21 protein-coding genes and 1 riboswitch are annotated in these 26020 nt (G+C 39.3%); of the genes, 11 read left to right on the top strand and 10 right to left on the bottom strand.

Going from position 1 to position 26020, the window contains the following annotated elements; all coding sequences use genetic code 11:
- Positions 1-13: 13 nt before the first annotated feature.
- The 7 genes from ACE1AT_RS23630 to ntrB form a co-directional block, all read right to left on the bottom strand.
- The gene (locus tag ACE1AT_RS23630) at positions 14-1825 is read right to left on the bottom strand and encodes an OmpA family protein (RefSeq protein WP_374872828.1); all 1812 of its coding nucleotides are present in this window, start codon (positions 1823-1825) and stop codon (positions 14-16) included.
- Between the two features lie 174 nt (positions 1826-1999).
- A complete protein-coding gene (locus ACE1AT_RS23625; protein ID WP_374872826.1) occupies positions 2000-2599 on the bottom strand; it encodes a hypothetical protein in 600 nt (199 codons plus the stop codon).
- A 435-nt stretch (positions 2600-3034) separates the two neighbouring features.
- On the bottom strand, positions 3035-4372 hold the full coding sequence (locus ACE1AT_RS23620) for an SLC13 family permease (RefSeq protein ID WP_374872824.1): 1338 nt from the start codon (positions 4370-4372) through the stop codon (positions 3035-3037).
- Positions 4373-5002: 630 nt separating this feature from the next.
- Entirely contained in the window at positions 5003-5632 is a 630-nt protein-coding gene (locus ACE1AT_RS23615; RefSeq protein ID WP_374872840.1) for a universal stress protein, read from the bottom strand.
- Positions 5633-5790: 158 nt separating this feature from the next.
- Positions 5791-6627 (bottom strand): ABC transporter ATP-binding protein, encoded by an 837-nt coding sequence (locus tag ACE1AT_RS23610; protein WP_374872822.1) that lies wholly within the window; start codon positions 6625-6627, stop codon positions 5791-5793.
- Between the two features lie 236 nt (positions 6628-6863).
- The gene (locus ACE1AT_RS23605) at positions 6864-8315 is read right to left on the bottom strand and encodes an ABC transporter substrate-binding protein (protein ID WP_374872820.1); all 1452 of its coding nucleotides are present in this window, start codon (positions 8313-8315) and stop codon (positions 6864-6866) included.
- Between the two features lie 143 nt (positions 8316-8458).
- On the bottom strand, positions 8459-9310 hold the full coding sequence (gene ntrB / locus ACE1AT_RS23600; protein WP_374872818.1) for a nitrate ABC transporter permease: 852 nt from the start codon (positions 9308-9310) through the stop codon (positions 8459-8461).
- Between the two features lie 99 nt (positions 9311-9409).
- Positions 9410-9550: riboswitch (cyclic di-AMP (ydaO/yuaA leader) on the bottom strand.
- A gap of 199 nt (positions 9551-9749) precedes the next feature.
- Between ntrB and ACE1AT_RS23595 the strand changes: the two genes are divergently transcribed.
- The 3 genes from ACE1AT_RS23595 to ACE1AT_RS23585 all read left to right on the top strand — a co-directional run bounded on the left by ACE1AT_RS23595 (position 9750) and on the right by ACE1AT_RS23585 (position 13643).
- Positions 9750-10652, top strand: a complete 903-nt coding sequence (locus ACE1AT_RS23595; protein WP_374872816.1) for an amino acid ABC transporter substrate-binding protein — start codon at positions 9750-9752, stop codon at positions 10650-10652.
- Positions 10653-10764: 112 nt separating this feature from the next.
- Complete coding sequence (locus tag ACE1AT_RS23590; RefSeq protein WP_374872814.1) at positions 10765-12762, top strand: heavy metal translocating P-type ATPase; 1998 nt, start codon at positions 10765-10767, stop codon at positions 12760-12762.
- A 161-nt stretch (positions 12763-12923) separates the two neighbouring features.
- Positions 12924-13643, top strand: a complete 720-nt coding sequence (locus ACE1AT_RS23585) for a class I SAM-dependent methyltransferase (protein ID WP_374872812.1) — start codon at positions 12924-12926, stop codon at positions 13641-13643.
- 587 nt (positions 13644-14230) lie between these two features.
- Here the strand turns inward: ACE1AT_RS23585 and ACE1AT_RS23580 are convergent.
- The 3 genes from ACE1AT_RS23580 to ACE1AT_RS23570 all read right to left on the bottom strand — a co-directional run bounded on the left by ACE1AT_RS23580 (position 14231) and on the right by ACE1AT_RS23570 (position 17463).
- Entirely contained in the window at positions 14231-14653 is a 423-nt protein-coding gene (locus tag ACE1AT_RS23580; protein WP_374872809.1) for a hypothetical protein, read from the bottom strand.
- Positions 14654-14760: 107 nt separating this feature from the next.
- Entirely contained in the window at positions 14761-16356 is a 1596-nt protein-coding gene (locus ACE1AT_RS23575) for a nickel-dependent hydrogenase large subunit (protein WP_374872838.1), read from the bottom strand.
- A 144-nt stretch (positions 16357-16500) separates the two neighbouring features.
- On the bottom strand, positions 16501-17463 hold the full coding sequence (locus ACE1AT_RS23570; RefSeq protein WP_374872806.1) for a hydrogenase: 963 nt from the start codon (positions 17461-17463) through the stop codon (positions 16501-16503).
- A gap of 1042 nt (positions 17464-18505) precedes the next feature.
- On the opposite strand from ACE1AT_RS23570, the gene ACE1AT_RS23565 reads away from it, so the two are divergent.
- From ACE1AT_RS23565 to hypD, 8 genes are all read left to right on the top strand, one after another.
- Entirely contained in the window at positions 18506-19456 is a 951-nt protein-coding gene (locus ACE1AT_RS23565) for a hypothetical protein (RefSeq protein WP_374872803.1), read from the top strand.
- Between the two features lie 19 nt (positions 19457-19475).
- Positions 19476-19715 (top strand): hypothetical protein, encoded by a 240-nt coding sequence (locus ACE1AT_RS23560; protein WP_374872802.1) that lies wholly within the window; start codon positions 19476-19478, stop codon positions 19713-19715.
- 8 nt (positions 19716-19723) lie between these two features.
- Positions 19724-19948, top strand: a complete 225-nt coding sequence (locus ACE1AT_RS23555; RefSeq protein ID WP_374872800.1) for a hypothetical protein — start codon at positions 19724-19726, stop codon at positions 19946-19948.
- A 129-nt stretch (positions 19949-20077) separates the two neighbouring features.
- Positions 20078-20554, top strand: coding sequence for a NifU family protein (locus ACE1AT_RS23550; protein WP_374872836.1), 477 nt, complete (start codon positions 20078-20080; stop codon positions 20552-20554).
- A 176-nt stretch (positions 20555-20730) separates the two neighbouring features.
- Entirely contained in the window at positions 20731-21909 is a 1179-nt protein-coding gene (locus ACE1AT_RS23545) for a hypothetical protein (RefSeq protein WP_374872797.1), read from the top strand.
- Positions 21910-21948: 39 nt separating this feature from the next.
- Entirely contained in the window at positions 21949-24339 is a 2391-nt protein-coding gene (gene hypF / locus ACE1AT_RS23540) for a carbamoyltransferase HypF (RefSeq protein WP_374872795.1), read from the top strand.
- Positions 24340-24417: 78 nt separating this feature from the next.
- Entirely contained in the window at positions 24418-24672 is a 255-nt protein-coding gene (locus ACE1AT_RS23535; protein ID WP_374872792.1) for a HypC/HybG/HupF family hydrogenase formation chaperone, read from the top strand.
- A 56-nt stretch (positions 24673-24728) separates the two neighbouring features.
- Positions 24729-25856: a hydrogenase formation protein HypD gene (gene hypD / locus ACE1AT_RS23530; protein ID WP_374872790.1), complete on the top strand. Its 1128-nt coding sequence runs from the start codon at positions 24729-24731 to the stop codon at positions 25854-25856.
- Positions 25857-26020: the final 164 nt, after the last annotated feature.

Here is a 26020-nt window from a genome sequence, read left to right as displayed (position 1 = left end):
AAGTATTGTTCCTTCAGTTATGGGCATCAATTAAGAATACCTTAAAAGAAACCCTACGATTAACTTGTTGATTTTGCTCTGTAAGTCCTGTGCTTGAAGATTGACTTGATCCTACACCCAAGCTAGTAAAATTAATTGTATTGATGCCTTGAGAATTTAAGTAAGCGATAATTTTACTAGCACGGGCTTGACTGAGTATCATATTTCTTTGCTCTGTTCCAGTTATATTTGTGTATCCTGTGACTTCAAAACGCACATCTTTGCCTAAAGACTTGGCTAAACTGGATAATTTTTTGATTGCGAATACTATATTTGGTAATTTATTACTTTCACCTGGTAAAAATTCAGTACTTCCCTCAAGGAATAAGAGTTGATTCTGCTCAATTTTTTGTTTATATAATTGCAATTCTTGGAGTTCTAATTCAAGTAAATTTCGATCAATGTATTGAGTTATACCAGGAATTAAACGCCAAGATTTTTTGGCTTCCAAAATCCATTGACGTGGTGCATTTCCTGTAGCATAAAGAATACCATTTTGATCAACTCTGAGTGATACAGTTTTGGGAGCTTGTAGTAACTCAGCGGCTCTTTTTGCTATTATTTGCGGTTCTAGGGATACATAAGGTTGCCATTGACTGATAACTGTCTTAGGATTGATGTTAGCTTGTTGCATCAGTAAATACGGATCTGTAGCTAAGGGATCGCGCATTCCAGAAATAAAATTTTTTCCATATCCCTTCTTGGTTTGAATCACAACAATCCCAGGCTGAGAGTTAAGTTTTTCTAGATACGCATTCCAACGTAATTGTTCTCTAAAGCTAAAAAAGCTCCATATCCCAAGTGCGATCGCGATCGCACCCAATAAACTCCATGCATAGATATATTTTTTCTTGGATGGAACTTGATACCTTGCTTCTAAACATTCCTCTAGATAAGGTTTGCTAATACTAAATAGTTTTGTTTCACCTGTAAAATCATGAAGTTCTCTATGCAATTTCAGGTGAATTTTTTCTATTGTGTTTTGAAAAACTAATCGTAGTTCATGAGGAGCATTCCCTCGAATTATACCTGCTAATACTGCTTGTGGACCTTCCTCAATCCATATGGTGAGTTCCCCAAACTGCAAACTTTGTAACGCCTCACCTTTTTCCACCTTGAAAGAATCTTTGACAAAATCTTGAATAGCTGTCAACATAGCGGAAACTAAATCAGGATCTTGAACAGTTACCTGTAGCGCTACAATATGTTGTAGCAATAATCCAGTTTCTTTGTGAATTAAAAATACTTGTTCCACTCGGTAAATCAGGGTGCGTAGTAGAACAACTTCAGCAAAAGTCTTCCCCGTCTGTCGTGCTTCTAGTCTCCACTTAAAACTTTGTGGTGACATACTATGTTCTAGTGTTTGATTCAAAGATTGCATCATTTGATCTAGAACTGTACTAATAGCCTTACGAGTCGCAGGGCCAATTATCGGAAAAAATGCTTCAGAAAGAACATTTAAATCTTGCTTAACAGAAGATTGAATTGCTTGTTCAACTGTGGGAACCATTGCTTCGGCTAAACTTTGACCTTGCATTGTTCCTAAAATTACAGCTTCTGGAAGCAAACGACTAATATCTTCTGCTTGAATTTGAGGATTTTCTAATCGCTCGTATAGTTTATCAAGTTGTGCAGTTTCTACCCCTAAAAGCAAACTGCGGAGTTCACTGAGTTCATTACTAGCTTCCTCGCGATTGTTATTTACAGGTAAAGTTTCATGGGGATTGCTACCATTAGAAACTTCGGGTAATTTGTACGTTAATTCATCAGGGTAATATTCATTCATTGCCAAAAATATCCAACTCACGATCTATGTTGAGTTGCATCTTTGTTAAAAATTTATTGAAACTAGTGTTAGCAACTAGAAATTAAAGACTAGTTAGTGGTTAGTAGTTTTTTAGTTTTGTGTTCTCTTCCCTGTCCCCCTTGTCTCCCTTTTTGTCTCCCTTCCCATCTCTAACTATCGAGAATTCAGCCGTATGGCTAATTCTGTAAACATAGCTGCAAGAGTGGAACGATCTGTTTTTTCTGCACGTATTTCTTGAGATTCTTGTTGCAGTAGTGCTAGGATTTCTTCGTATTTTTGACGAATGTCATCCTGTAAGCTTTGAGATTGATTAAGTAGTTGTTCGCGTAATTCACGTGTTTTTGTCGCTGCTTGTTCATCAAATTGAGAGAGTTTTCTTTCTATAGAAAGATTGATTCCTTTTTGCTCTTCGCTGAGTGTTGCGATCGCTTCCTCTCGTTTTAATTGTTCGCTTCTGACCTGATCATTTACGGCTTCAATTTCATTTTTGATATAATTTTCTAAATAATCTAAACGTTTTTTTGTTTCATCTCGTAAGCTAGCACATTCTTTGATTAGACGATCTTCTAAGCGCGTAAACTTTTTTTCTAGTTCTCGCATCTGACCGCCAAAAAGAATATCTCTGACTTTATCTAAACTGCTAATATCGCCAAAGCTATTACTTATTGAAGCCTGATTGATGCTTGGAACTAAACCACCTGGGGTTGAGTCTGCAAAATTATGATTAAATTTTTCTCCTTCCATCGAACTCATCTTTTTTATCCTTGCTAGGTTGTAAGTTAGTTTAGCTTCTAGTTTTTTATATGTTAAGACAATTTATTATTCTTGCCCTAACCTTGTTAAAGTATTACTTTCTAGAGTAGCACCCTTGCATCAAGCAACATATTATATTGTTAAAAGCTGGAAATATATATTAACGTAATATGGTTTATCAATAAAGAAAAAGAAAAAACAATATAGTCACACAGCTGTTTATAATAAGTACTTAAGTCCTCAAATATTCAAGCACGCTTGGTGCTTACTACAAAGCTATCATAATTAATGCGGTTGACCAGTAGTGGTCTGTCCCATTAATTCTGCTGGGTTTGTAGTGAGGACTTTAGTCCTCTATGAACGCTTAAGCGTAACCTTTAGGAAGCCGCTAGCGCCTCTACACTACGAACCTAGCAAACTTTGTGTGCTGGAGTACTAGAGTAAAAAGCGAATCAGCACATATACTGATGCGGTCAATAGTTGCAATACCATGACGGGAATACCGTAGTGTAGAAAAGTTTTGAAGGAAATACGGCGTCCATGTTGTTCAGAAATCCCCGCTGCTACGATGTTAGACGATGCACCGACTAAAGTTCCATTACCTCCCAAAGTCGCACCAAACATCATTGCATAAAAAAGTGGTAAGACTTCTGGTGGAAATTGTCCTTGAAAGTCTGGTGCGAGAACTTCTGCTGGCGCTAACCCAACGTTGACAATGTATTGTTTGAGTAAAGGTACCATTGCTACTACTAGGGGAATATTAGGAACTACGCTAGACAATAGCCCGATCAAAAATATTAAGCTCAGTGAACCTAAGATAATATTTTTTCCCAAAACAACTGCTAATACTCCTGACAAACCATTAATTACGCCAGTTTTTTCTAGTCCTCCAATTAGCACAAATATGCTCATAAAAAATATCAAAGTACTCCAATCAACATCCCGCAAAATATTATTAACAGAATCGATTTTACTGTGATGTGACAAAAGCATTGCTAAAGCTGCTCCGAGTAAAGCTACAGCAGCTGGTGAAATAGGTACTGGAAGAGATTCTCCGATCACAAAAAACACTAATACAAGAGCTACAATTAATGCTCCTAATGATAAAACACGTGGATGGTTAATTTGAGGATGTGGTAACTGTTCTAAATTATCTAGTTTTTTATGCCAAATTTTGCGGAATAACAATGGCAAGATAGCGATCACAGTAATCACAGCGATCGCTCCACCTAAACTCAAGCGCCATAGATAATCTGTAAAGCTAAGATTGATCGCATCACCTACAATAAATGTTGCCGGATCACCAACTATCGTGAGCAATCCAGAACTATTAGCAATGAACACCATTAGAATTAATAATGGTACAAAATTTACCCCAACTTCTTGAGCCATTGGCGGAATTAATGGAGCTAATAGCATCACTGTTGTAGCATTAGGTAAAACTGCACAAATAGGAGTAGTAATCGCCACAATACCAAGTAACAAACGTTTACCTTCTCCTTTAGCTAGTAGCACTATTTGAGTTGCTAAATAATCAAATATTTTTGTCGGTTCAAATGCGCGTACCAGTACCATTACGCCAAAAAATAAACCAAGTGTGCCGTGACTTTTACCTATATAGCCAATAGCTTCTTGTAAAGTCATGACATTGGTAAATATTAGTAACAAAGCACCTAAGAATGCTGCAATTGTTAGATGTATCCACTCTGTCATAATCAAAAAAATGACAGTGATAAAAGTCAAAACGCTCAAAATAGCTTGCCAGTTTTCCACAGAACACTCCTGGATTAAATTAACACTTCAGTAAGTCGGAACAAATGTAGAGACGCGTTCGCTTTTAGCGTTCCCGCAGGGTAATTTCGCGTCTCTACTAGTTGGGGTCGTCATGTGTCATTTATCATTGCTAGGGGTATGGTGTGTGTTGATTTTTCGTAATTTGCTTTATGTCTGTTTCGACCCATCTACTTATCAGTTATCAGTTGTTTATTTTACTTAGGGTTTAAATTCATAAGCTAACGTTAAACACTAACCAGTGTTTACTGCTCACTACTCTAATTTTTTGCATATTAAACGAAAAAAGCTATCTAGTATAGATGGCTTCGGTTTAATAAATAAATTATTTAGTAATTTATATAGAATATAAAAGTGAAAAACTTAATTTTTGTTGCTATTTTAAAGATATCAATATGAGTTTGTATTAATTTTTACTTGGAGGTTACAATTAATTCATGAATAATTACATTTAAGACCAATTTAAAACAAAGATTACAACAAATAGATTTCCAGAACCTATACACAGATAAAGTGTCCCAATCCAAAATCCGAAATGGTATAAGCTTGTAGTAAGTGCAGCAGAAGTGTAGTATTTGCTTATTAATTAACACTCATTACAAGCTTTAATTTTCATTCTCCATCAATGCAACTAGGTATACCCAGTACCGGACAAGGGAAATTATAAGCAAGTTTTTGCACAATCGGATGTTTAGCTGATTTACAGCCTAAAAATAATATAGTTGCTGCTTCTGATGCAACTACTTTCTTTAGTTCATCGGCTACGCAGCCAAATCGCAAATGAGCTTTAAAATAACTCTGCCATTCTTCAGCAAGACAACGTGCTTGCCATAATATTCTTTCTGCTTGTGCAAACTTATTTATTTGAGTTAAGACAGGAGTTTGAACATTTTTTGATGGTAAACTGATTGGGCAATATGTTGGAAAATGCCCAAATGATTCACTTGTTTGAAAGTCCTGTGTTGGTAAAATATCAAAAAAATCATTTGTTTGGTATTCTTCTAACACGTAAACAGCTTGAACTAGAACATGTGAATTTGTGGCTAAACGTGTTTGATGAGCCATCAACAAGCTAATATCCAACGCAGTGTGGCTGTTAGGAGAACTGTTATAGCCAACTATAAAATTGATTGATTTTGTAGATTCAGCTTGTTCTGAAAAAGATGTTATTGAGTTACAGTACAATAACATTTGCTCAATTAAGTCATCTCTATTGATCGCGTCTTGTAAACGCACTAACATGGGTTTGATATTCACAGCATTCACTTCTTTGCAATCAAAATTGGATGTTGATAGTTGGTGGTTGGTGATTGGTGGTTGCTTGTTAGTGGGTAAAAATTACTCATTCCAAAAACAAACAATGCTCAACAAACTACTATTTACTATTTACTAACAAATCATTACTCATCAGCAGTAAAATTCCGCTCTAGGAAATTTAGTGCATAATTGCGGAGTTCGTAGTACTCTTTTGAGTTTCGCATTTCAGAGCGATCGCGTGGATGTGGAAAAGGTACTTCTAGAATCTCTCCAATTTTAGCAGATGGGCCATTAGTCATTAAAACGATGCGATCTGACATATAAATAGCCTCATCAACATCGTGAGTAATCATCATTACTGCTTGACGATGATTTTCCCAAATATCTAAAACTTGGCGCTGTAATTTTCCACGAGTTAAAGCATCTAAAGCACCAAAAGGTTCATCCATTAATAGCATTTTTGGTCGAGTTGCTAAAGCCCTAGCAATCCCAACCCTTTGTTTCATTCCTCCAGAAATTTCATCGGGATATTTATCTGCTGCCGCAGTCAAATTTACCATTGCTAAATGTTCGTTAACAATGCTTATTTTTTCTGCACGATTCGCATCTTTTAGTACTTCATCCACAGCCAAGCGGATATTTTCTTTGACTGTTAACCAAGGTAACAATGAATAGTGTTGAAACACCATCATGCGTTCTGCACCAGGTTTACGAATTTCCTTGCCATCAAGTCGTACAGAGCCAGCAGTTGCTTTTTCCAAACCAGCAACTATTTTTAGCAGTGTTGATTTACCACAGCCAGAATGACCAACTACAGAAATATATTCATCTTCGCCTACTGTGAGATTCACATGATCTAACACGACAAACTCATTACTACCATTTGTTGGATAAGATTTGACTAGATTTTCTATTTCCAAAAATGGGGTATTATGGAATATTTCTTTATCTATCATAGAAAATGAAGTAGATTTAGTCATAAGTAAGCTCCAAAATTTAGGAAAATATTTGGCAATTTCAGCAAATTAATGATCAGATTTTGTATTAGCAGGGGAACAGGAAACAGGGAACAGGGAACAAAGAAGAGGAATTGTACTGAGTTTTTTAAGCACAGAGTGCAGGCTATGCCAACAAAAATCAAATAGGAGTCCTGTATCTGAGTAATCCTAGTTTGTAATAATCAAGACAATATGCAGATCATTTTGTCACCAGTCAATCAGGACATATAAAAACGAGTCGGAGCATTGGCTCTAATTTCAAAACTGTTGAGATACCCTACAGGATCACTGGGATCAAAACCCTTATTGTCGATAAATACTTCTGGTGATTCAACTTTGTAATCATCCTTTGGAGACTCAATACCCATTTCGGATGCAATATCTCGATAAAGGTCTGTTCTCCAGGCTTTTGCAGCTAATTTATCCGCATTTTTGGGAAATTCCTGAATTTGTCCCCAACGAGCAGCTTGTGTCATCAACCAAATACTTCTGGATCTCCACAAGAATGTAGAGTTTTCACCAGGTTGTTTGGGAATATTGTCAGGAATGTCAAAGAAAATAGTGTTGTCAGCAGCTTTGATTGTGCGATCTTTGCCATCAAAACCACCATAGTTGTAGTTACCGAGAATTGCGGGGCCTGTAAACTTGGTGATTGGCGCACCCGGTTTTTTGGGTTTTGCACCTGTAAATGAGCGATCCGTGAGCAGTTCTGCAACTTCTTTGTGATTTTCAGGTTTGCTGCAATATTGACAAGCTTCAATCATCGCTTTCACCAGAGAACGATAGGTTTTTGGGTAGTTGTCAATAAAGGATTGCATCACCCCCAACAAGCGATCTGGGTGTCCTAGCCAGACTTCTTTACCTTGAGCGAAGGTAAATCCGACACCTTCATTACCAGTAATTGCGCGTGTATTCCAAGGTTCTGCAACCATATAGGCTTGCATTGCACCAATCCGGACATTAGTCACCATTTGTGGTGGAGGAACAATGATGACACGAAACTCTTTAAAAGGATCGACACCAGCAGCAGCAGATACGTAGCGGATAAAATATTCGTAAATCGCAGAACTCAGTACTACCGCCCAGACTTTGCGTTCTGGTGGCTGCTTGTCAAAGTAGTTTCTAAAATCACGACCAAAAGCTTCCAAAGCGCGATCGCCATATTGTTGTTTGTATTCATACCAAGGACGCAGCCCAAAATCCCACATGGCTTTGTTCATGGTCATGGCGTTACCATGGCGGTGAATAGTCATTGCTGCACACAAGGGGGCGTGACGCGCACCTTCTGCACCAATTCTGGCGTTGGTAACAGCACCGGATACCACAGGTGAAGCATCAAGGCGACCAAAAATCAACCCGTCGCGCGATGTAGCCCAGCTGGCTTCCCGGTTGAGTTTGACATTCAACCCATATTTACGGAAAAAACCTTTTTTCCAAGCGATCGCAAAAGGCGCACAGTCGTTAACAGGAACGTAACCAACAGTAATATTTGGTTTTTCTAAAGTTCCGGGATTGACTACAGGTTTAATAGCCGCAGCTTCTTCAGTCAGTCCTTTAGCAGAGCGATCGCCTGAGATTGCACAGGAAGACAACACCATTCCTGCTGCTGTTGCTCCTATTCCTTTGATAAAGTCTCGTCGATGCCAATAATTTTGGTCGGCGTTACTCATGGTATGCTCCACTAGTTATTAATTATTCTTAGCCAACCTCACGCTTAAATATTAGTTTGAGAGTGCGTTCTCAGCACAACAATTGACGTCAAGATTAGGCGTTTTTATTGATTTTGCGGCTATATATGCCAAATTTTCTTCTCTTAATTTGAAGTTCTCGGACGATGAGTTACAAATTCTTGAAGTTTGCCCACAGCATAATCAAGAATTAACCCAGTTAAGCCAATTACCAACACGGCGAGAAACACAGAACTCAGATTTAAACGACTCCATTCATCCCAAACAAAAAAGCCGATACCAATACCGCCTGTTAACATTTCCACCGCCACAATTACTAACCAAGCAATTCCTAAACTAATCCGCAAACCTGTAAAAATGTACGGCAAACTTGCAGGCCAAATAATCTTAGTAATCTGTCGCCAACGGGGCATTTCTAAAACTTGTGCCACATCTAAATAATCTTTAGAAACGCTAGAAACTCCCAAAGCAGTATTAATAATTGTCGGCCACAAAGAAGTGATAAAAATCACAAAAATCGCTGAAGGGTCTGCCAAATTAAATATGGCTAAGGCAATAGGTAGCCAAGCCAAGGGGGATACGGGTTTAAAAATCTGAATGATCGGATTTATTGCTAGCATTGCCTCTCTCGACATGCCAATCAGAAAGCCTACAGGAATCGCCACCACAGCACCCAACAAAAAACCCAACAATACCCGTCTAATACTTGCCAATAACAACCAACCAATTCCTAAGTTCCCCGGCCCGCGTTGGTAAAAAGGGTTGAGTATGTAGTCCAAATTAGCAACCAGTGCTTCTGGGGGAGTAGGCATTAATTCGTGATTCGCCAGCGCAATCACCCACCACAACAGGATAATCCCCAATAATCCCAGAGCAGGGTACAAGATTACATCCTTGAGAACAAAAGGTTTTGCCTTTTTCCAAGCTGTTTGCCCAGCAACTGCAAATATTGCAGCTAAATTTAATTGAAATATCATTCGATGCAACCTCAACAGAGTCAAGTGCAGGTACAAAAAACTTGAGCAGTACCAGCCAAGGAAGCTGATGAGGTTAAACATTAAAAAAATGCTGCCTCTTCAGTCTCCTCTCAATGCCTACGAAGTTAGCTGACGGGCTAGGACTGAGAGATGTCCTTCTCATTTGAGATACGCCCCAAAAAATGGTTCCTCCGCTCCAGCGTTAGCGTTGTCATTAGCTAGATTAGGCTGACTTACTCTACTTAAGAAAACAAAGTAACATATATTTCTTTATATTGTATATCTATCTCAAGATAAATATGATAATTGATTATTAAGTTTAGTGTTACAAAACGTAGAGTCAGCAGATTTATCTGTGGGGTCATCCGATTTTGGATTTACTACTTTTGAACATCCTTGTACAATATGCCGACAAAAAGCAATATTTGCAAGATTGAAGATGTATAAAAATCTGGCGGCGATAACTACCTTGAGTCTCTTGTTAACAACATTCACACCTGCGGTTGCTAATGCCGAAACCGTGATGGAAAAAGTAGCACGGACAGGAGTACTAACAGCAGGGACTAGCAAAGATGCAATTCCCTTTGCTTATACGAGTAATCAGGGAAAATTGGTTGGTTATTCCGTAGATATGTTGAATCTGGTCAAAGAACAATTAGAAAAGGAACTGGGAAAAAAAATTCAATTGCAATTGGTAACAGTCACACCAGGAGAACGGATTCCGAAAATTCTCAATGGGCAAGTGGATATTGTTTGTGATGCTAGTAGTTTTACTTGGGAACGGGATAAAAAAGTAGATTTTTCACTGAGTTATGGTGCTACCGGTACTCAGTTGTTAGTAAAAAAGGGAAGTAACTTAGGTTCTCCTGAGTCTTTAATCGGTAAACGTGTTGGTGTACTGAGCCAAACTACCAATGAATTAGCACTCAAGCGAGTCCAACCCCAAGCAAAACTAGTGCTATTAAAAGATCGAGCAGCAGGATATGCTGCTTTGCAACAGGGGAAAATCGATGCTTTTGCATCAGATAGCATCTTGTTAGAAGGATGGTTAGGAACAACGAAAAACCCGGACGCTTTTCAAGTAGTACCAGATCGCCCTTACTCTAGAGAAGGTATTGCATGTATGGTTCCTGAGAATAATTCTAGATTTCTGGACTCAGTTAACTATACCCTCTACAACTTCATGCAAGGATTTGTAGATGGTGACAAACGAAATGTTAGTATCTTCGATCGCTGGTTTGGTTCTAATGGTGTAGTTTTTCTGAACAATGATTTACGCGATTTAGCAGTTGAAACCATGCAAATCATGATTGAATCGCGTGAAGAGATTCCTAAAAATTAACCTAGCAAACATGCTTAAAAAAAGTAGGGCTGAAGCCCCTACTACAAACAACCTTGACATTAACATTAATGTTAAGGTTTAGCGTAAGAGAGTCGAATAAATATTGACTCTCATGCTTTATTCAGAACGGTTGCATCAACTTACCAAAGAACATCCAGATACTTTAGCAGCCCTCGTGTGTGGGTTGTTTTTATTTTGCGGATGGTTCGCCTTACATCTTGGCTTTTTGGGATGGGCGTTGTTGCTGTTACCCATCGCCTATGTGATTGGTGGTTACGAAAGCGCCCGCGAGGGACTCACAACTTTAATCAAAGAAAAAGAACTGGATGTAGATTTGCTGATGATAGTAGCGGCGCTTGGTGCAGCGGGGCTGGGTTTATGGCGAAGAGAGTATTACTTAATTATTGATGGGGCTATTTTGATTCTCATCTTTGCTATTAGTGGCGCCCTAGAAGGTTATGCGATGCGGCGAACTGAACGCAGTATCCAGAGTTTGATGAGCTTAACACAAGATACAGCCAGGGTTATGCGTCAAGGTAAAGAAGAAGTAATTGCGATCGCGCAGTTACACTTAGGAGATGAAATCATCGTCAAACCAGGAGAATTAATTCCCACAGACGCGGTAATTCTGGAAGGTTACAGTACTCTCAACCAAGCTGCAATTACAGGCGAGTCTTTACCCGTCGAGAAAACAGTCGGTGACGAAGTATTTGCAGGTACGCTAAACGGGTATGGGGCGCTGAAGTTAAAGCTGCATCAACCACCGGAAAGTAGCTTAATTCAACGGGTGATTCGTTTAGTACAACAAGCACAAACAGAAACACCTCCTTCCCAACAGTTTATTGAACGATTTGAACGAGGGTATGCACGGGTAATTGTAATTGCTGGCGTACTGCTATTGATTTTGCCACCATTCCTTGGATATTGGGACTGGGAAACAGCGATTTATCGAGCTTTGACTTTTTTGGTGGTGGCTTCTCCCTGTGCATTAATGGCTGCAATTATGCCAACCTTACTTTCGGGAATTGCGAATGGTGCAAAACAGGGAATTTTGTTTAAAAATGGCTCTCAACTAGAAATGATGGGGAAAGTACGAGCGATCGCTTTTGATAAAACTGGTACTCTCACAACAGGAGTCTTAGAAGTATGTGAAGTCATTTCTCTTAGTGAATATACACAAGAATCTGTATTAAAAACTGCCGCTTCATTAGAATCTCGTTCCGAACATCCCCTTGGTGAAGCAATTGTCAAAGCAGCAAAAAACTTAGATTGGACACCTGCAACAGAAGTACAAGCTTTCCCTGGACAGGGAATTATAGGTATTGTAAATCACCAAGAAATTATCGCCGGGAAAGATAATTTTGTCCAAAACTATGTTGTTGATTTACCTAAAAACTTAATTGAGATAGCTACCAACTTCGAGTTACAAGGGAAAACAGTTGTTTGGATAGCACAAAATGAAAAGGACACGGGGACACGGGGACACGGGGGACAAGGGGGACAAGGAAAAATTTTCTCCCCTGTCTCGTCAAATGAATCTACATCATATCAAGTGCTAGGTATTATAGCTATTGCTGACACAGTGCGATCGCAAGCAGCAGCAACTATTTCTCATCTGAAAAAATTGGGAGTTGAGCAAATAGTTATGTTGACAGGAGATAATCAACAGACTGCTGAGAGTGTGGCGCGGGATTTGGGAATAGATCGAGTGTATGCAGAGTTACTACCAGAAGACAAGCTGCATGTGATTCGTCGTTTACAGCAAGAGTATCAAACAGTCGCCATGGTAGGCGATGGTATTAATGATGCACCAGCCCTAGCTCAGGCCTCTGTAGGTATTGCCATGGGGAAAGCAGGAAGCGATGTAGCATTAGAAACAGCTGACATTGTCTTGATGGCAGATAGATTAGAGAAAATCGAAGTAGCGATGCGCTTAGGTAAAAGAGCGCAAGCAATAGTAAAGCAGAATATTACTATTGCTTTAGGATTCATTATTTTACTGTTAATTGGCAATTTCTTGGGTGATATTAACTTACCCATCGGTGTAGTAGGACACGAAGGATCTACTGTGTTAGTTACCCTGAGTGGTTTACGGTTGTTGAAAAATTGAATGGTTGGTTGTTGGTTGTTGGTTGTTAACAAATTTAGGCGTTGCTGAATCGCGGTATGAATTTAGATGTAGAGACGCGATATATCGCGTCTCTAGCTTTAATCTTGACAGGTGTACAGCAATACTAAATTTAGAAATAGTTGAGGAATAGTATAGACCAAATGTCCAACAAACCATCTCAAAAGCCTAACATAAACAATATGTATCACTCAGATCAATGGCAGGTGAGGGTAGCGCAAGTAGCATATCGTTTTAATCGACAATATGAAAATCAATCCTTTGAACTACCAACAGAAGTACAGGCAATGCCAATATATCGAGAGTGGGTGAGTGGGATATTGGCAGCAAAAATAGTTTCTAGTTTTTGGGAAATAGCTCAACCACAAAAAAACCAGCACTGTTTGGATATAGGCTGCGGTGTCAGCTTTTTGATCTATCCTTGGCGAGATTGGCAAGCGTATTTTTACGGTCAAGAAATCAGTATTGTAGCACGAGATACTCTCAATTCCCGTGGTTCACAGTTGAACTCGAAACTGTTCAAAGGTGTCGAATTAGGTAGCGCTCATCACTTAAACTACTCTGATGAGCAGTTTGACTTAGCGATCGCCACAGGATTTAGCTGCTATTTTCCACTGGAATATTGGAGTGCTGTATTAGCAGAAGTCAAACGGGTGTTGAAACCAGGTGGACATTTTGTGTTTGACATCCTCAATCCAGAACAACCGTTAGCTGAAGATTGGGCGGTTTTGGAAACTTATTTGGATGCTGAGGTATTTTTAGAGGCGATCGCAGAATGGGAAAAAATAATCAAAGCTGCTGATGGTAAAGTAATTGCACGGCAATCAGGAGAATTCTTCGACTTGTACAAAGTGCGGTTTTGAGAGTAAATGCTAGGACCAGCCCTTTCAAGGTGGGTAAAAATCTTCACAAAAATACCGATTTTTGGTCTTTTCACCTTCGTGTCTTTGTACGCCAGGTGCTACAACGGGGGATCAAGGTTTAAACCTTAGCAGTATATTAGACATCTGGTGATAATTAACTATGCGTTACCCAAAATCCTTGTAGAGACGTTGCAATTCAACGTCTCTACATTATTTTCAAAGAGGTATATTAGACCTCTTGTATGAATCTTTACCCTCACCCTAAATCCCTCTCCCAAGCTTGGGAGAGGGACTTTGAAATTGGCTCCCTTTGTCCCAATTTTGAAAGAGAGACTTTGAAATTGGCTCCCTTTGTCCCAATTTTGAAAGAGAGACTTTGAAATTGGCTCCCTTTGTCCCAATTTTGAAAGAGAGACTTTGAAATTGGCTCCCTTTGTCCCAAGCTTGGGAGAGAGACTTTGAAATTGGCTCCCTTTCTCCCAATTTTGGGAGAAGGGGTAGGGGGATGAGGGCAAGTTTTGCATTCGTGCAAGAGGTATATTGGAAAAATCAGAATGTTCCCACAAACAACAACCAACAGCCAACGTTTAAATTTCTACACTGTGTTTTTTGGCAATTTGACAAAGTTGCTCAAATTGCTCTTGTGATGCTAAGTTTAGCTTCTCATCTGTTGGTAGTTCATTTTTTGGGCCTTTAGGGACTAAATATCTGACATAGAGAGAAATAAAATCAACGATCGCAGCTATCCCAGGTAAAGCGTGATTGTCAGCTTGCTTACCTGCTACCATAATCGCCATACTTCCTTCAATCGATTTTCTGGTAGCATCCGCAAATTGACCAACCAATTCTTGAATATAATCTACAGTCTCCAGATTCTTTAACTTCACCAGATCCGGAGTAAATTCGTATCCTGCTGCTGTTGCTTGTTCCAGCACACACCATTGTGTGAACTCTTGCAGTACAACTTCAGGAAGACCGGCCAGATAATTGTGTAATTCAGAATTAGACACTAGCTTACCTTATAAATTTTCAGTTTTCTTCGTGTCTTCGTGCCTTAGTGGTTCAAAAATTAATTTTATTAACCACTAAGACACAAAGACTCCAAGTCAAAACGAGATTATGCTGTCCGAAAACGCGCCAGTTCTTCGCCTGTTTTCGCGTCATGGGCGTGAACTGTACACACTAAACAAGAATCAAATGATCGGGCGACATGACCTACTTCTATAGGGTCAGCTGGATCAGCAATGGGTGTACCCATTAAAGCTTCCTCAATGGGGCCAAGCTTTTGTTCAGCGTCACGGGGTCCAATGTTCCAAGTACTAGGGGCGATGACTTGGTAGTTCTTGATTTTGCCATCTTCTAGTTCAACCCAGTGACACAGGGAACCCCGCGCTGCTTCTGTTGCACCCCAACCACGGCCATCTTTTTGTTTGGGTTTGATGTACCAAGGTTCATTTAATTTGAATTCGCGCAAACAGCGTTCGGCTTGGCGATACAACTTGACAATTTCATGAACCCGTGCTAACTGACGAAGATGAACGCTGGGGCCGCCCATCCGCTTGAAAACATCAAGGATAAATCCATCATAATGTTGCCAAGATTCGCCATGTGTACCACCTGCGACCAATTGTCTTGCTAAGGGGCCAGCTTCTAACCGTCCATATTCGGTGTGGCGGACTGCACTTGACCAAGAATAAGCGCCGTTGAAGTCTTTATGATTTTTGGCGATGGGGTTGGTAGTGCGATCGAAGGGGTGAATATCTCCTGTACCTTCTTCGTACCAAGAGTGAGTGGTATTCTCACGGGCAAAGGTATGATCCATCAAGGTGTGAGTGTCGCTGTAACTGTCGTACACTCCACTTTTCATGATCATGGCAGCGTTGCGGCTGGCGATGGTTGGTTTTTGGTATTTATCTTCATGGGGTAAATATCCCCAAGTAACGTATTTACCTACACCACCACCAAATTTATCTAAACCAATATCTAAACCCATGCGCCAATAAAAACCCAAGTCGGACTGGCGATGGTTACGATTTTCATGCAACCAAGCCATAAAGTCATCATAGGTTTGGATTTCTTCGTAGCGTTCCAAGGAACAACCCAGCCATACAGGTTCTAACCAATTGGTGCGGAAATATTCTAGGATTGACCAGGCGCGGGTAATATCGGTGAGGGTGGGGGCGCACATCACGCCACCAGGAACCATGTAACTAGAATGGGGCCATTGACCACCTAAGAGGGCATAAATTTCTACTGGTTTCGCAGAAATTGTGACGCCGATTTCGTAATGTTTGCCAGTAAAGGCAGCAAAGCGGCGGACTGCTTCGCTATAGTAACGGCTATTTTGATATTTTTTATTGGTGAGGTCGATCGCAAATAAACCGTAAAAATAGCGGGGTATACTTTGAATTGTTTCGACTATTTGACCGAGGTTTCTGGCTAAAATTGCATTGCGTGGAACTTCCGTTTCCCAGGCGGTATCCAATGCCCAAGATGCACAGGTGAGGTGAGAACCACCGCAAATTCCACAGATCCGAGGTGTGACAATTAATCCGGCTTGCGGGTCTTTACCACGTAGAATAACTTCAAATCCACGGAAGAGTTCGGCGTGAGTCCAGGCGTTGATTACTTGTCCATCTTCGATTTCTACCCGCACATCTAAATCGCCTTCTACCCTCCCCACGGGTGAGATGTCTAATATTTGAGTTCCCATGATTTGTCCTTTGTCATTGGTCATTTGTCATTAGAGACGCGATGATACTCTTACGAGAAGCCGCTCTTACGAGCGTCTACGCGTCTGTACAATGGTCATTGGTCATTAGAGACGCGATGAATTGCGTCTCTACTAATGACCTGACTAAACTAAGAAAAAGTCTTCATCTGCCCAAGGTGGGGCGGCGTCTTTGGCGACTACGGTCAGTAGAGCATAGTCTTTTTGTTTGACCCCTGGCGGTAGTTCTTTGGGAACTCCCATGACGGTTTGAGTTTTAAATACGGTTCCCGGTTTGAGGTCAAAGAAGGGAAATTCTGGTTCGGTACAACCTAAACAAGGCATTCCCGCACGGGTTTTGGAAGAAACGCGGTTCCACAAGATGCGGTTACAGGAAGAATGAGTCATGGGACCACGACAACCCAAGTCGTAGAACAGACAACCTTTACGTTGACCAAATTCCGCAGTGCTTGCTTTATACGCAAAGTGAATGTTGCGGGTACAACCTGTTTGAGTGAAGGTTTTGAAGAAGGTTTGAGGACGATGGAATTCGTCAAGGGTAATATCGCCAATTCTACCAGTGGCGATCGCCACTAATATCTGCGTTATCCAATCAGGATGGGCGGGACATCCAGGAATATTAATTACAGGTACTCCGGCTTTGGAACGGTAATCTGCCCCTAAAAAACCGCCTTTTTGCCGTTTGAGAAATTGTAAACCTTGAGATTCGCTAGGGTTAGGTTCCATAGCCGGAATTCCTCCCCAAGTAGCGCAATCGCCTACCGCCACAACATATTTAGCGACTTTTGCTAAATCGCTAACCCAATTTTTCATCGGACGATGGGCAAAGCGATTCCATTCTCCCGTACCATTGGGAGCATTAACTACACTACCTTCAAATACCAAGATATCTACAGGGATTTTACCTAAAACGCAATTCCATAGCATCCCTTGCAGATGGTCTCCTAGTTCTTGTCCCAAGGAAGGATGCCATAGTACGTTAATACCAAAATCGGAAATTAAATCGCAGACAGTTGGTTCTTCTGCATTTAAAAATGACATGGTGTTGCCCGAACAAGCACCACCTTGTAGCCATAATACGTTAGTCATTAGCTGTGTGTTTGTAGGGATCGGGGATTGGGGATCGGGGATTAAGTTAGTAGCAAACCCATAACCCATCTATGTTTATCTGTGTTTATCGATGTGCATCTGTGGTCAGTTTTTCATTCTTTTTGGTGTACGCAGTTCATGATGCTCACTTAAAAGATTTGTAGAGTTTCAAGTTTAAGGAACAATTTAATTTTCAATATCAAATACATTCAGTTTTCATTCTATATATTTAAATAAAAATTAATGTATTTAATCAATCTAAATCAATAATGAAAATATAGATGTTTAGTAAAAATAAATACTTGAATGTGATGTTTATTAACAACATATAATGTCCGCATTTTTTCTATATTAAAGATAGATATATTAGTTTGGTATTCAATAGATCTCTTGCGCGAATGCAAAACTTGCCCTCATCCCCCTACCCCTTCTCCCAAAATTGGGAGAAGGGGAGCCATTTTAAAGTCCCTCTCCCAAGCTTGGGAGAGGGATTTAGGGTGAGGGTAAAGATTCATGCAAGAATGCAAGAGGTCTAATATATTAGGTAGATAAATTATTGATTATTTCAACAAAGAGACAGTGAAACTATACTCATAAAAGTCATGAAATGTTAATAAAAAACATTTCTAATAATTGGTTTTGCAACATAATTAACATTTGGTTTATGTATAGGCTGCAATTATATATCAATAACGTAGTTATTGCTAAACAACAAATAGTTAATAAAAAATTAATAGATTAAGATTGAGATAAATAGTGATGCCCATACACTAGATTTTTATGAGCAGGTAATTTATATTAGTGAGGACTGATAGTAGTTCCAAAACACGTCTACGATTGTAATCGCAGTCTCATAGCTAAAGTCTGCTTCAGTAAACTGTTGTGTTTAATTAATTTAAGTCGTCTTTAGACGAGTTGTGCTGTTAGCGAAGGGTTTAAACTCTCCGCGGTAAACCCTTCACGGTATATTTAAAAATTCGGATGCTCCCTTCGGATTCATCCACGGAATTAATCCAAAATCCAAACTAAAATCCCAAATCGGATGACTCCAAGTATTAGCGATACCGCAGTCAAAGCAGCGATTGCTGCTATTAATTCTGAATCCGCATCCACAAAAGATAAAATTGAGATGCTGATTGAGATGGCCCATGGTTTTGTTAAAAAGCCAAAAACTACTCAAGATTTGTGGAATGCGATCGCATTATATCAAGAAGCAGAAAATTTATGTAATGATGACGACTTTTTGCTCAAAGCACGAGCAAAAATAGCAAAGGCTGGGGCGCTAAGATCAATACCGAACGATACAGAAGAATTTTTATTGCAAGCGCAAGTTTTGTACACAGAAGCATTACCTGTTTTACAAGAATTCGCCTCACCAGAAGAACTTGCGGAAGCTCAAATGAACTATGGCTTGGTGCTACAGTCTTTAGTACCATTCAACTTGGTAAGGATTGGAGATAGTATTCAGGTATATCAAGATGCTTTGCGAGTATTTACCTGGGAAAAATACCCGCAGGAATATGCAATTTTACATAATAATATTGCGATCGCTTACCTTTCCATGTCAGGAGGTTCCCAACAGCAATATTTATTTGAAGGTTTGGCTGTACAAACTTTTGAAGCTGCACTGAAACACATTCATCTTATCGATCATCCTAGAGAATATGCGATGTTGCAGAATAATTTGGGTAATGCGCTGCAATATTTACCATCATCCCATCCCTTGGATAACTTAATGCGAGCGATCGCAGCTTATGATGAAGCGTTGAAAGTGCGTAATTCCAAAGATACACCAATAGAATACGCTAACACCATTGCTAACAAAGCGAATGCCTTATTAAACTTACCTGATGACTTAAACCAACCAGAAATAGGTAATCATCAAAATCTTATACAAGCACGTAATTATTATCAACAGGCTTGGGAAATATTTACTCAGCATGGATATCGAGAACAAGCAGAAGTAGTAGCCCAAGTTTTAGAAGAATTATGAACAAAAAGGAGAATCAATTATGACAGATATACTTACAATCTTAGCATCTGGTGATGTGAACTTATTCACAGGATTGCTATGGCTATTAATAGCAACTGTATTCTCTGTAATTGGGGGTGCGATTGGCGGCATACTTTTAGCCGGAGAAGAATTAGGTTATGAATTTGCTGCCACAATTGGTGGATTATTTGCCCCTGCTGGTGTCATTCCAGCCATGCTATTAGGATTATTCTTACTGAATTTTTGTCCCAAATTTTAGGAGGTTATATGTTAGAAATCGGCTGGTTTTCTGCTAAGTTATTTTTGAAGGGTAAATTAATACGTGACCATAAGTATTTTTGGCAGCAAACCGCTATTGGTGCTGGTATAGGTTTACTATTACTAATAGTACCATTATTCTTACATTTCCCGTTGTGGTTAACAGTAATACTGTCGAGTGTAACAACAGGTACTATTATGCCTTTCTTGCTTCAAGATTTCCGCATGAAGTAGAGACGCGTAGCAAGATCCCGTAGGATAATCTCGCGTCTCTACTATTAATCATTGCATTTATTTTCATAAGGTAGAGATGCGATAAAAATCGTGTCTCTACACAATTATGATTTACACAATCACCAACTAATGACAAACCTGGAAGAATTAGTAGAAGAAATTAGCCGTTTTGAAGCGATAATATCCGAGTGGGAAGAAAGCCAAAGATGTGTAGCAATAGGATTAAAACGCGCTATCGAAGACCTACATAAAGAAGCACTAACCCGTTTAATTAAAAGTGTCAAACAAGAATCAATATCAGCTTTACGTAATGCTGTTCAAGACCAAGTAGTCTATGGTGTACTACTTTATCATGAACTAGTAAAATCACCAACACCACCTTTACAACAACGTATTCAACAAGCTTTAGAAGAAGTTCGTCCTGGTTTAAAAAACCATGATGGAGATGTAGAATTAGTGGCAATTAAAACACCGGATACAGTAGAAGTGAGATTAATCGGTACTTGTAGTAATTGTCCCGCTTCCACACTAACTTTATCTCAAGGAATTGAACAAACTATTAAAACATATTGTCCAGAAATCAATCATGTTATTGCGGTAAGTTAATTATGTTAGTGGTTAGTCCTTGGTGTCTTAGTGTCTTGGTGGTGAAAAAAATCCTTTTTGAAACACCAAGACACTAAGACACAAAGAAGAAAATAGTCTTGTATCCTGAGATTTTGGGTTAGTTTTCTACCTACCTTGACAGAAATAGTGGTTAGTAGTTTTTGATTAGTTATTAAATGGCTTTTACATCAACATTTAAAAATCACGACAATTTACTATTATCAGCTAATGGTGCAGAAGTCATTTTAGGTAAAATCATGAAACCGGAGGAATTAGCAACTCCTCTTGCACCTAGCGCAATTGAAATGTTCGGTCCTCGTGCAGCTTGTTTAATATCAAAAAATGGGCCTTTGTGGGTTGCAGATACGGGACATCATCGTTTATTAGGATGGCAAAATTTACCAACCCAAGATAGTCAACCTGCTGATTGGGTAATTGGACAACCAAACTTTAATTGTGAAGGACAAAATGCTAAAGGTACACCAGGAAATACGACTTTAAGTGTACCAACTGGAATTTGTCGCTGTGGTGAGGGAATAGCGGTAGCAGATGCATGGAATCACCGCGTTTTGATTTGGAAAAAAGTACCAGAAGATAGTAATGTTCCAGCAGATTTAGTTTTAGGACAAGTAAATTTTAGTGATTACGAACCTAATCGAGGTAAGCAAGAAGCAGCAGCAAATTCTCTCAATTGGTGTTATGGGGTTTTCTATCACCAAGAAAGGTTATTTGTAGCTGATACAGGTAATCGCCGGGTGTTAGTTTGGAATCAAGTTCCAGAAGAGAATAATCAACCAGCGGATTTAGTTTTGGGACAACCGGATATGACATTACGTAATGAAAATGGCGGTGGTAGTCCTTCTGCTTCTAGTATGCGTTGGTGTCACGATATTACCTTTTGGGGAGAGAATTTAGTTATCACAGATGCGGGTAATAATCGTGTGATGATTTGGGAAGGAATGCCTAGAGAAAATAATACTCCTTGTGCGGTAGTGTTAGGACAGAAAAGTTTTGATGTTGTTGAGATTAATCAAGGAGTTTACTTTCCTAGTGCGAGTAGTTTAAGTATGCCTTATGGTGTCGATGCTGTTGATGATTGGTTGTTAGTAGCTGATACTGCTAATTCTCGGTTATTAGGTTGGAGAAAGCCTGAGTCTATTTTATCTTTACAAGGGGCTGCGGCTGATGCGATCGCAGGACAAAATAATTTTACAAGCAAAGGAGAAAACCGCGATTTTGGACAACCCAAGCGAGATAGTCTCAACTGGTGTTATGGAATCAAAGTTTTTGGTAACACAGCAATAATCGCTGACTCTGGAAATAACAGAGTTTTGCTGTGGAAAATACACAAATAACCATTGTACAGACGCGATGAATCGCGTCTCTAATAACAAATGACTACTGAAGAAATTCGAGTACGTGGTACTGTTCAAGGGGTAGGATTTCGCCCGACTGTATATCGATTAGCAAAAGCTTGTGGATTGTGTGGTGATGTTTGTAATGATGGTGAAGGCGTTTTAATTCGTGCTTCTGGAACTGATGCATCGATAGAAGAATTTATCAAAAGATTAAAACAAGAATGTCCACCTTTGGCAAGAATTAATCAACTCACACGTAAGCGTTATCAAACAGAAATTGTATTCCATGATTTTGTCATTTCTCACAGTATTAGTAGTACCGTAAACACAGAAATTACCCCTGATGCTGCGACTTGTCCTCAATGTCAAGCTGAAATTTTTGATTTTTATAGTCGCTGGTATCGCTATCCTTTCACAAATTGTACTCATTGTGGTCCCCGCCTGAGTATTATTCGTGCCATTCCTTATGACCGTTGCAACACCAGTATGGCAGCTTTCCCTATGTGTGCAGAGTGCGCCAAAGAATATAACGATGTTGAAAACCGTCGCTTTCATGCTCAACCTGTAGCTTGTCATGTCTGCGGGCCGAAAGCAACTTTAGAACGTGCTGACGGTAAACCAATTACAGCTTCCATGTTTTCCATGTTGGATGATGTTGATGCTGTGTGTACTTTATTGCAGAGAGGTGAAATTGTCGCCATCAAAGGTATAGGCGGAATTCATCTTGCTTGTGACGCGACAAATGAAACTGCTGTACAAAAACTCCGCCAGCGCAAACAACGATATCACAAACCCTTTGCTTTAATGGCGCGGGATTTAGAAATCATTGAGAAATACTGCACCATCAGCGATAAAGAAAAAGAATTATTGCAAAGTCCCGCAGCACCCATTGTATTGTTGCAGGCGAAGAAACTAGAGGGACAAGGGGGACAAGGGAGTAATCTTTTCTCCTTGTCTCCCCCCTCTCCCCTGTCTCCTTCTGTCGCTCCAGGACAAAATACCCTTGGCTTCATGCTACCTTACACACCTTTGCATCACTTAATTCTTAAGCGCATGAACCGCCCAATTGTCTTGACTAGCGGTAATATTTCTGATGAACCACAATGTATAGATAATGATGAAGCGCGAAATAAACTAAGTCAAATTGCTGATTATTTCCTCTTACATGACCGAGAAATTGTTAACCGTGTAGATGATTCAGTGGTGCGGGTAATTGGTAATCAAATACAAACTATTCGCCGCGCTAGAGGATATGCACCAGCAGCGATTAAATTACCACCCGGATTTGAGCAAACACCAGCAATTTTAGCGATGGGTGGCGAGTTAAAAAATACTTTTTGTTTATTAAAGGATGAACAAGCAATTTTATCTCAACATTTGGGAGATTTAGAAAATGCAGCCACCTTTACAGCCTATCAAAATACGCTCAACTTATACTTAAATTTATTCGAGCATCAACCAGAAGCGATCGCACTCGACAAACACCCCGAATATCTATCTACAAAACTCGGTCAAGAACTAGCATCAGCCAATCAAATTCCAATTTATTCTACCCAACATCATCACGCCCATATTGCCGCTTGCATGGCTGAAAATAATCTTCCTTTAGATTCATCACCTGTATTAGGTATCGCCTTAGACGGTTTAGGTTACGGTGAAGATGGCACACTTTGGGGTGGTGAATTTCTCTTAGCAAATTACTGCCAATTCCAACGATTAGCAACATTTAAATCAGTAGCCATGATCGGCGGAGAACAGGCAATATACCAACCTTGGCGTAACACTTACGCCCAATTAATTTCAGCCTTTACCTGGGAAGAAATCACAAATAAATATGGTAATTTAGAAATCATCAAATTCCTAGAAGAAAAACCCCTACTACTTCTCAATCAACTAGTATCAAAAAGTATCAATTCTCCCTTAGCTTCCTCCGTAGGACGCTTATTTGATGCCGTCGCTGCTGCCATAGGTATATGCCGAGAAAAATGTAACTATGAAGGACAAGCAGCAATGGAAATGGAAGCTTTAGTTGATCGTAATAACTTAAAGAATCATGAAGATAACCAAAATTATCCTTTTAAAATTAACATTTTAGATAATATTTACTGTATAGACCCAAAGCCAATGTGGCAAGCGTTATTAGATGACTTACAACAACAAACTGATCTAGAAGTCATAGCTACAAAATTTCACATAGGTTTAGCTAAAACTATCGTCAACATGGTTAATGACCTATCTCAACAACATTATATCAAGACCGTCGTTTTAAGTGGAGGAGTATTTCAAAACTGTATCTTATTAGAACAAGTCACTAAATACCTCAAAACATCAGGCATTAACATACTTACTCATAGCCTGACTCCATGTAACGACGGTGGTTTATCACTAGGTCAAGCAGTGATTGCAGCAGCTAACATTATAAAATAATAACTATATTATATATTGTCTAAATCTTACTATTTTTTATTTAATATCTTTTCGATTCATTAAACAGGAAAACAAAAAATGTGCTTAGGTATCCCAGGTCAGATTATTGAAATAACAGATCATAATAACAAACTAGCAATAGTTAATGTCGCTGGCGTTAAACGTCAAATAAATATTGCTTGTATAGTGGACGACCAACACTCTCCCGAATCATGTATTGGTGACTGGGTATTAATTCATGTCGGTTTTGCCATGAACCGTATTAACGAACAAGAAGCAAGAGAAACATTGCAAATACTACAAGAAATTGCAGAAGTCATGGCTAATAATTAGGAATTATCTAATAATAATAATATCTATTCTACTATCTACTAAACACTAAAATTTATATGAAATATGTAGATGAGTTTCGGGATTCTCAGAAAGCAAAAGCGCTAGTATGGCAAATAGAAAAATTATCTTGCCTGCTAGATAAACATATTAAAATTATGGAAGTATGCGGCGGTCATACCCATTCGATTTTTAAATATGGCATTGAAGCAGTCCTACCCAAGGCAATAGAATTAATTCATGGTCCTGGTTGTCCGGTGTGTGTGATGCCAAAAGGTAGGTTAGATGATGCGATCGCGATCGCCCAAAATCCTCATGTCATCTTTACTACCTTTGGCGATGCAATGCGGGTTCCTGGTTCTAAAACTAGTCTGCTACAAGCGAAAGCTATAGGTGCAGATATTCGCATGGTTTACTCACCCTTAGATAGCCTCAAAATTGCCAAAGAAAACCCCAACAAAGAAGTTGTATTTTTTGCATTAGGTTTTGAAACTACAGCCCCTAGCACTGCTTTTACTATCCTCCAAGCAGCAGCAGAAAATATTCATAACTTCAGCATGTTTTGTAATCATGTCCTCGTGATTCCTGCTTTACAATCTCTGTTAGATAATCCCGATTTGCAACTCGATGGATTTGTCGGCCCTGGTCATGTCAGTATGGTAATTGGTACTGAACCTTATCAGTTTATTTCTCAATATTATCACAAGCCAATTGTCATTTCTGGATTTGAGCCTTTAGATATTCTCCAATCAGTTTGGATGCTAGTACGACAATTAGTAGAAAATCGTTGTGAAGTTGAAAATCAATATCGCCGATTAGTAGATAATAAGGGTAATCAATTGGCACTTACTGCCATGAATACGGTATTTGAAACACGACAAGATTTTGAGTGGCGTGGCTTGGGTGATATACCTTATTCTGGGTTAAAAATTCGTTCAGAATATGTCCAGTTTGATGCAGAATTGAAGTTCACGATTCCTAATTTAAAAGTAGCAGATCATAAGGCTTGTCAGTGTGGAGAAATTCTCAAAGGTGTAATGAAGCCTTGGGAATGTAAGGTATTTGGTACTGCTTGTACTCCTGAAACACCAATAGGAACTTGTATGGTATCTTCGGAGGGTGCGTGTGCAGCTTATTACAAATATGGTCGTATTTCTGTGTTTGGGAAAGAAGGAGTAGGGATTTAATAAATTGAAATTTTTATTTAACATAAGTAAGTCGGTGGGAATAAATCGAACTATGTTAAGGAATGTAAAAAATTGGGAATTAAGTTCGTAGTAAGGACTTCAGTCCTTATTTGAGGACTAAAGTCCTCACTACAAACCTTGAATTATTTCCGCCGTTCTACTTA

The sequence above is a fragment of the Pelatocladus sp. BLCC-F211 genome (assembly GCF_041928655.1).
In the GTDB taxonomy this organism is placed as follows: Bacteria; Cyanobacteriota; Cyanobacteriia; order Cyanobacteriales; family Nostocaceae; genus Pelatocladus.
The sequence above is the reverse complement of the archived record's forward strand: the minus strand, read 5'-3'. Positions and strand labels throughout refer to the sequence as shown.

What these genes read in the sequence shown, in the direction of transcription:
- ACE1AT_RS23630 (WP_374872828.1), bottom strand. Translation starts at nt 1,825, where the DNA reads ATGAATGAATATTACCCTGATGAATTAACGTACAAATTACCCGAAGTT.
- ACE1AT_RS23625 (WP_374872826.1), bottom strand. Translation starts at nt 2,599, where the DNA reads ATGAGTTCGATGGAAGGAGAAAAATTTAATCATAATTTTGCAGACTCA.
- ACE1AT_RS23615 (WP_374872840.1), bottom strand. Translation starts at nt 5,632, where the DNA reads ATGTTAGTGCGTTTACAAGACGCGATCAATAGAGATGACTTAATTGAG.
- ACE1AT_RS23610 (WP_374872822.1), bottom strand. Translation starts at nt 6,627, where the DNA reads ATGACTAAATCTACTTCATTTTCTATGATAGATAAAGAAATATTCCAT.
- ACE1AT_RS23605 (WP_374872820.1), bottom strand. Translation starts at nt 8,315, where the DNA reads ATGAGTAACGCCGACCAAAATTATTGGCATCGACGAGACTTTATCAAA.
- ntrB (WP_374872818.1), bottom strand. Translation starts at nt 9,310, where the DNA reads ATGATATTTCAATTAAATTTAGCTGCAATATTTGCAGTTGCTGGGCAA.
- ACE1AT_RS23595 (WP_374872816.1), top strand. Translation starts at nt 9,750, where the DNA reads ATGTATAAAAATCTGGCGGCGATAACTACCTTGAGTCTCTTGTTAACA.
- ACE1AT_RS23590 (WP_374872814.1), top strand. Translation starts at nt 10,765, where the DNA reads ATGCTTTATTCAGAACGGTTGCATCAACTTACCAAAGAACATCCAGAT.
- ACE1AT_RS23585 (WP_374872812.1), top strand. Translation starts at nt 12,924, where the DNA reads ATGTCCAACAAACCATCTCAAAAGCCTAACATAAACAATATGTATCAC.
- ACE1AT_RS23575 (WP_374872838.1), bottom strand. Translation starts at nt 16,356, where the DNA reads ATGGGAACTCAAATATTAGACATCTCACCCGTGGGGAGGGTAGAAGGC.
- ACE1AT_RS23570 (WP_374872806.1), bottom strand. Translation starts at nt 17,463, where the DNA reads ATGACTAACGTATTATGGCTACAAGGTGGTGCTTGTTCGGGCAACACC.
- ACE1AT_RS23565 (WP_374872803.1), top strand. Translation starts at nt 18,506, where the DNA reads ATGACTCCAAGTATTAGCGATACCGCAGTCAAAGCAGCGATTGCTGCT.
- ACE1AT_RS23560 (WP_374872802.1), top strand. Translation starts at nt 19,476, where the DNA reads ATGACAGATATACTTACAATCTTAGCATCTGGTGATGTGAACTTATTC.
- ACE1AT_RS23555 (WP_374872800.1), top strand. Translation starts at nt 19,724, where the DNA reads ATGTTAGAAATCGGCTGGTTTTCTGCTAAGTTATTTTTGAAGGGTAAA.
- ACE1AT_RS23550 (WP_374872836.1), top strand. Translation starts at nt 20,078, where the DNA reads ATGACAAACCTGGAAGAATTAGTAGAAGAAATTAGCCGTTTTGAAGCG.
- ACE1AT_RS23545 (WP_374872797.1), top strand. Translation starts at nt 20,731, where the DNA reads ATGGCTTTTACATCAACATTTAAAAATCACGACAATTTACTATTATCA.
- hypF (WP_374872795.1), top strand. Translation starts at nt 21,949, where the DNA reads ATGACTACTGAAGAAATTCGAGTACGTGGTACTGTTCAAGGGGTAGGA.
- ACE1AT_RS23535 (WP_374872792.1), top strand. Translation starts at nt 24,418, where the DNA reads ATGTGCTTAGGTATCCCAGGTCAGATTATTGAAATAACAGATCATAAT.
- hypD (WP_374872790.1), top strand. Translation starts at nt 24,729, where the DNA reads ATGAAATATGTAGATGAGTTTCGGGATTCTCAGAAAGCAAAAGCGCTA.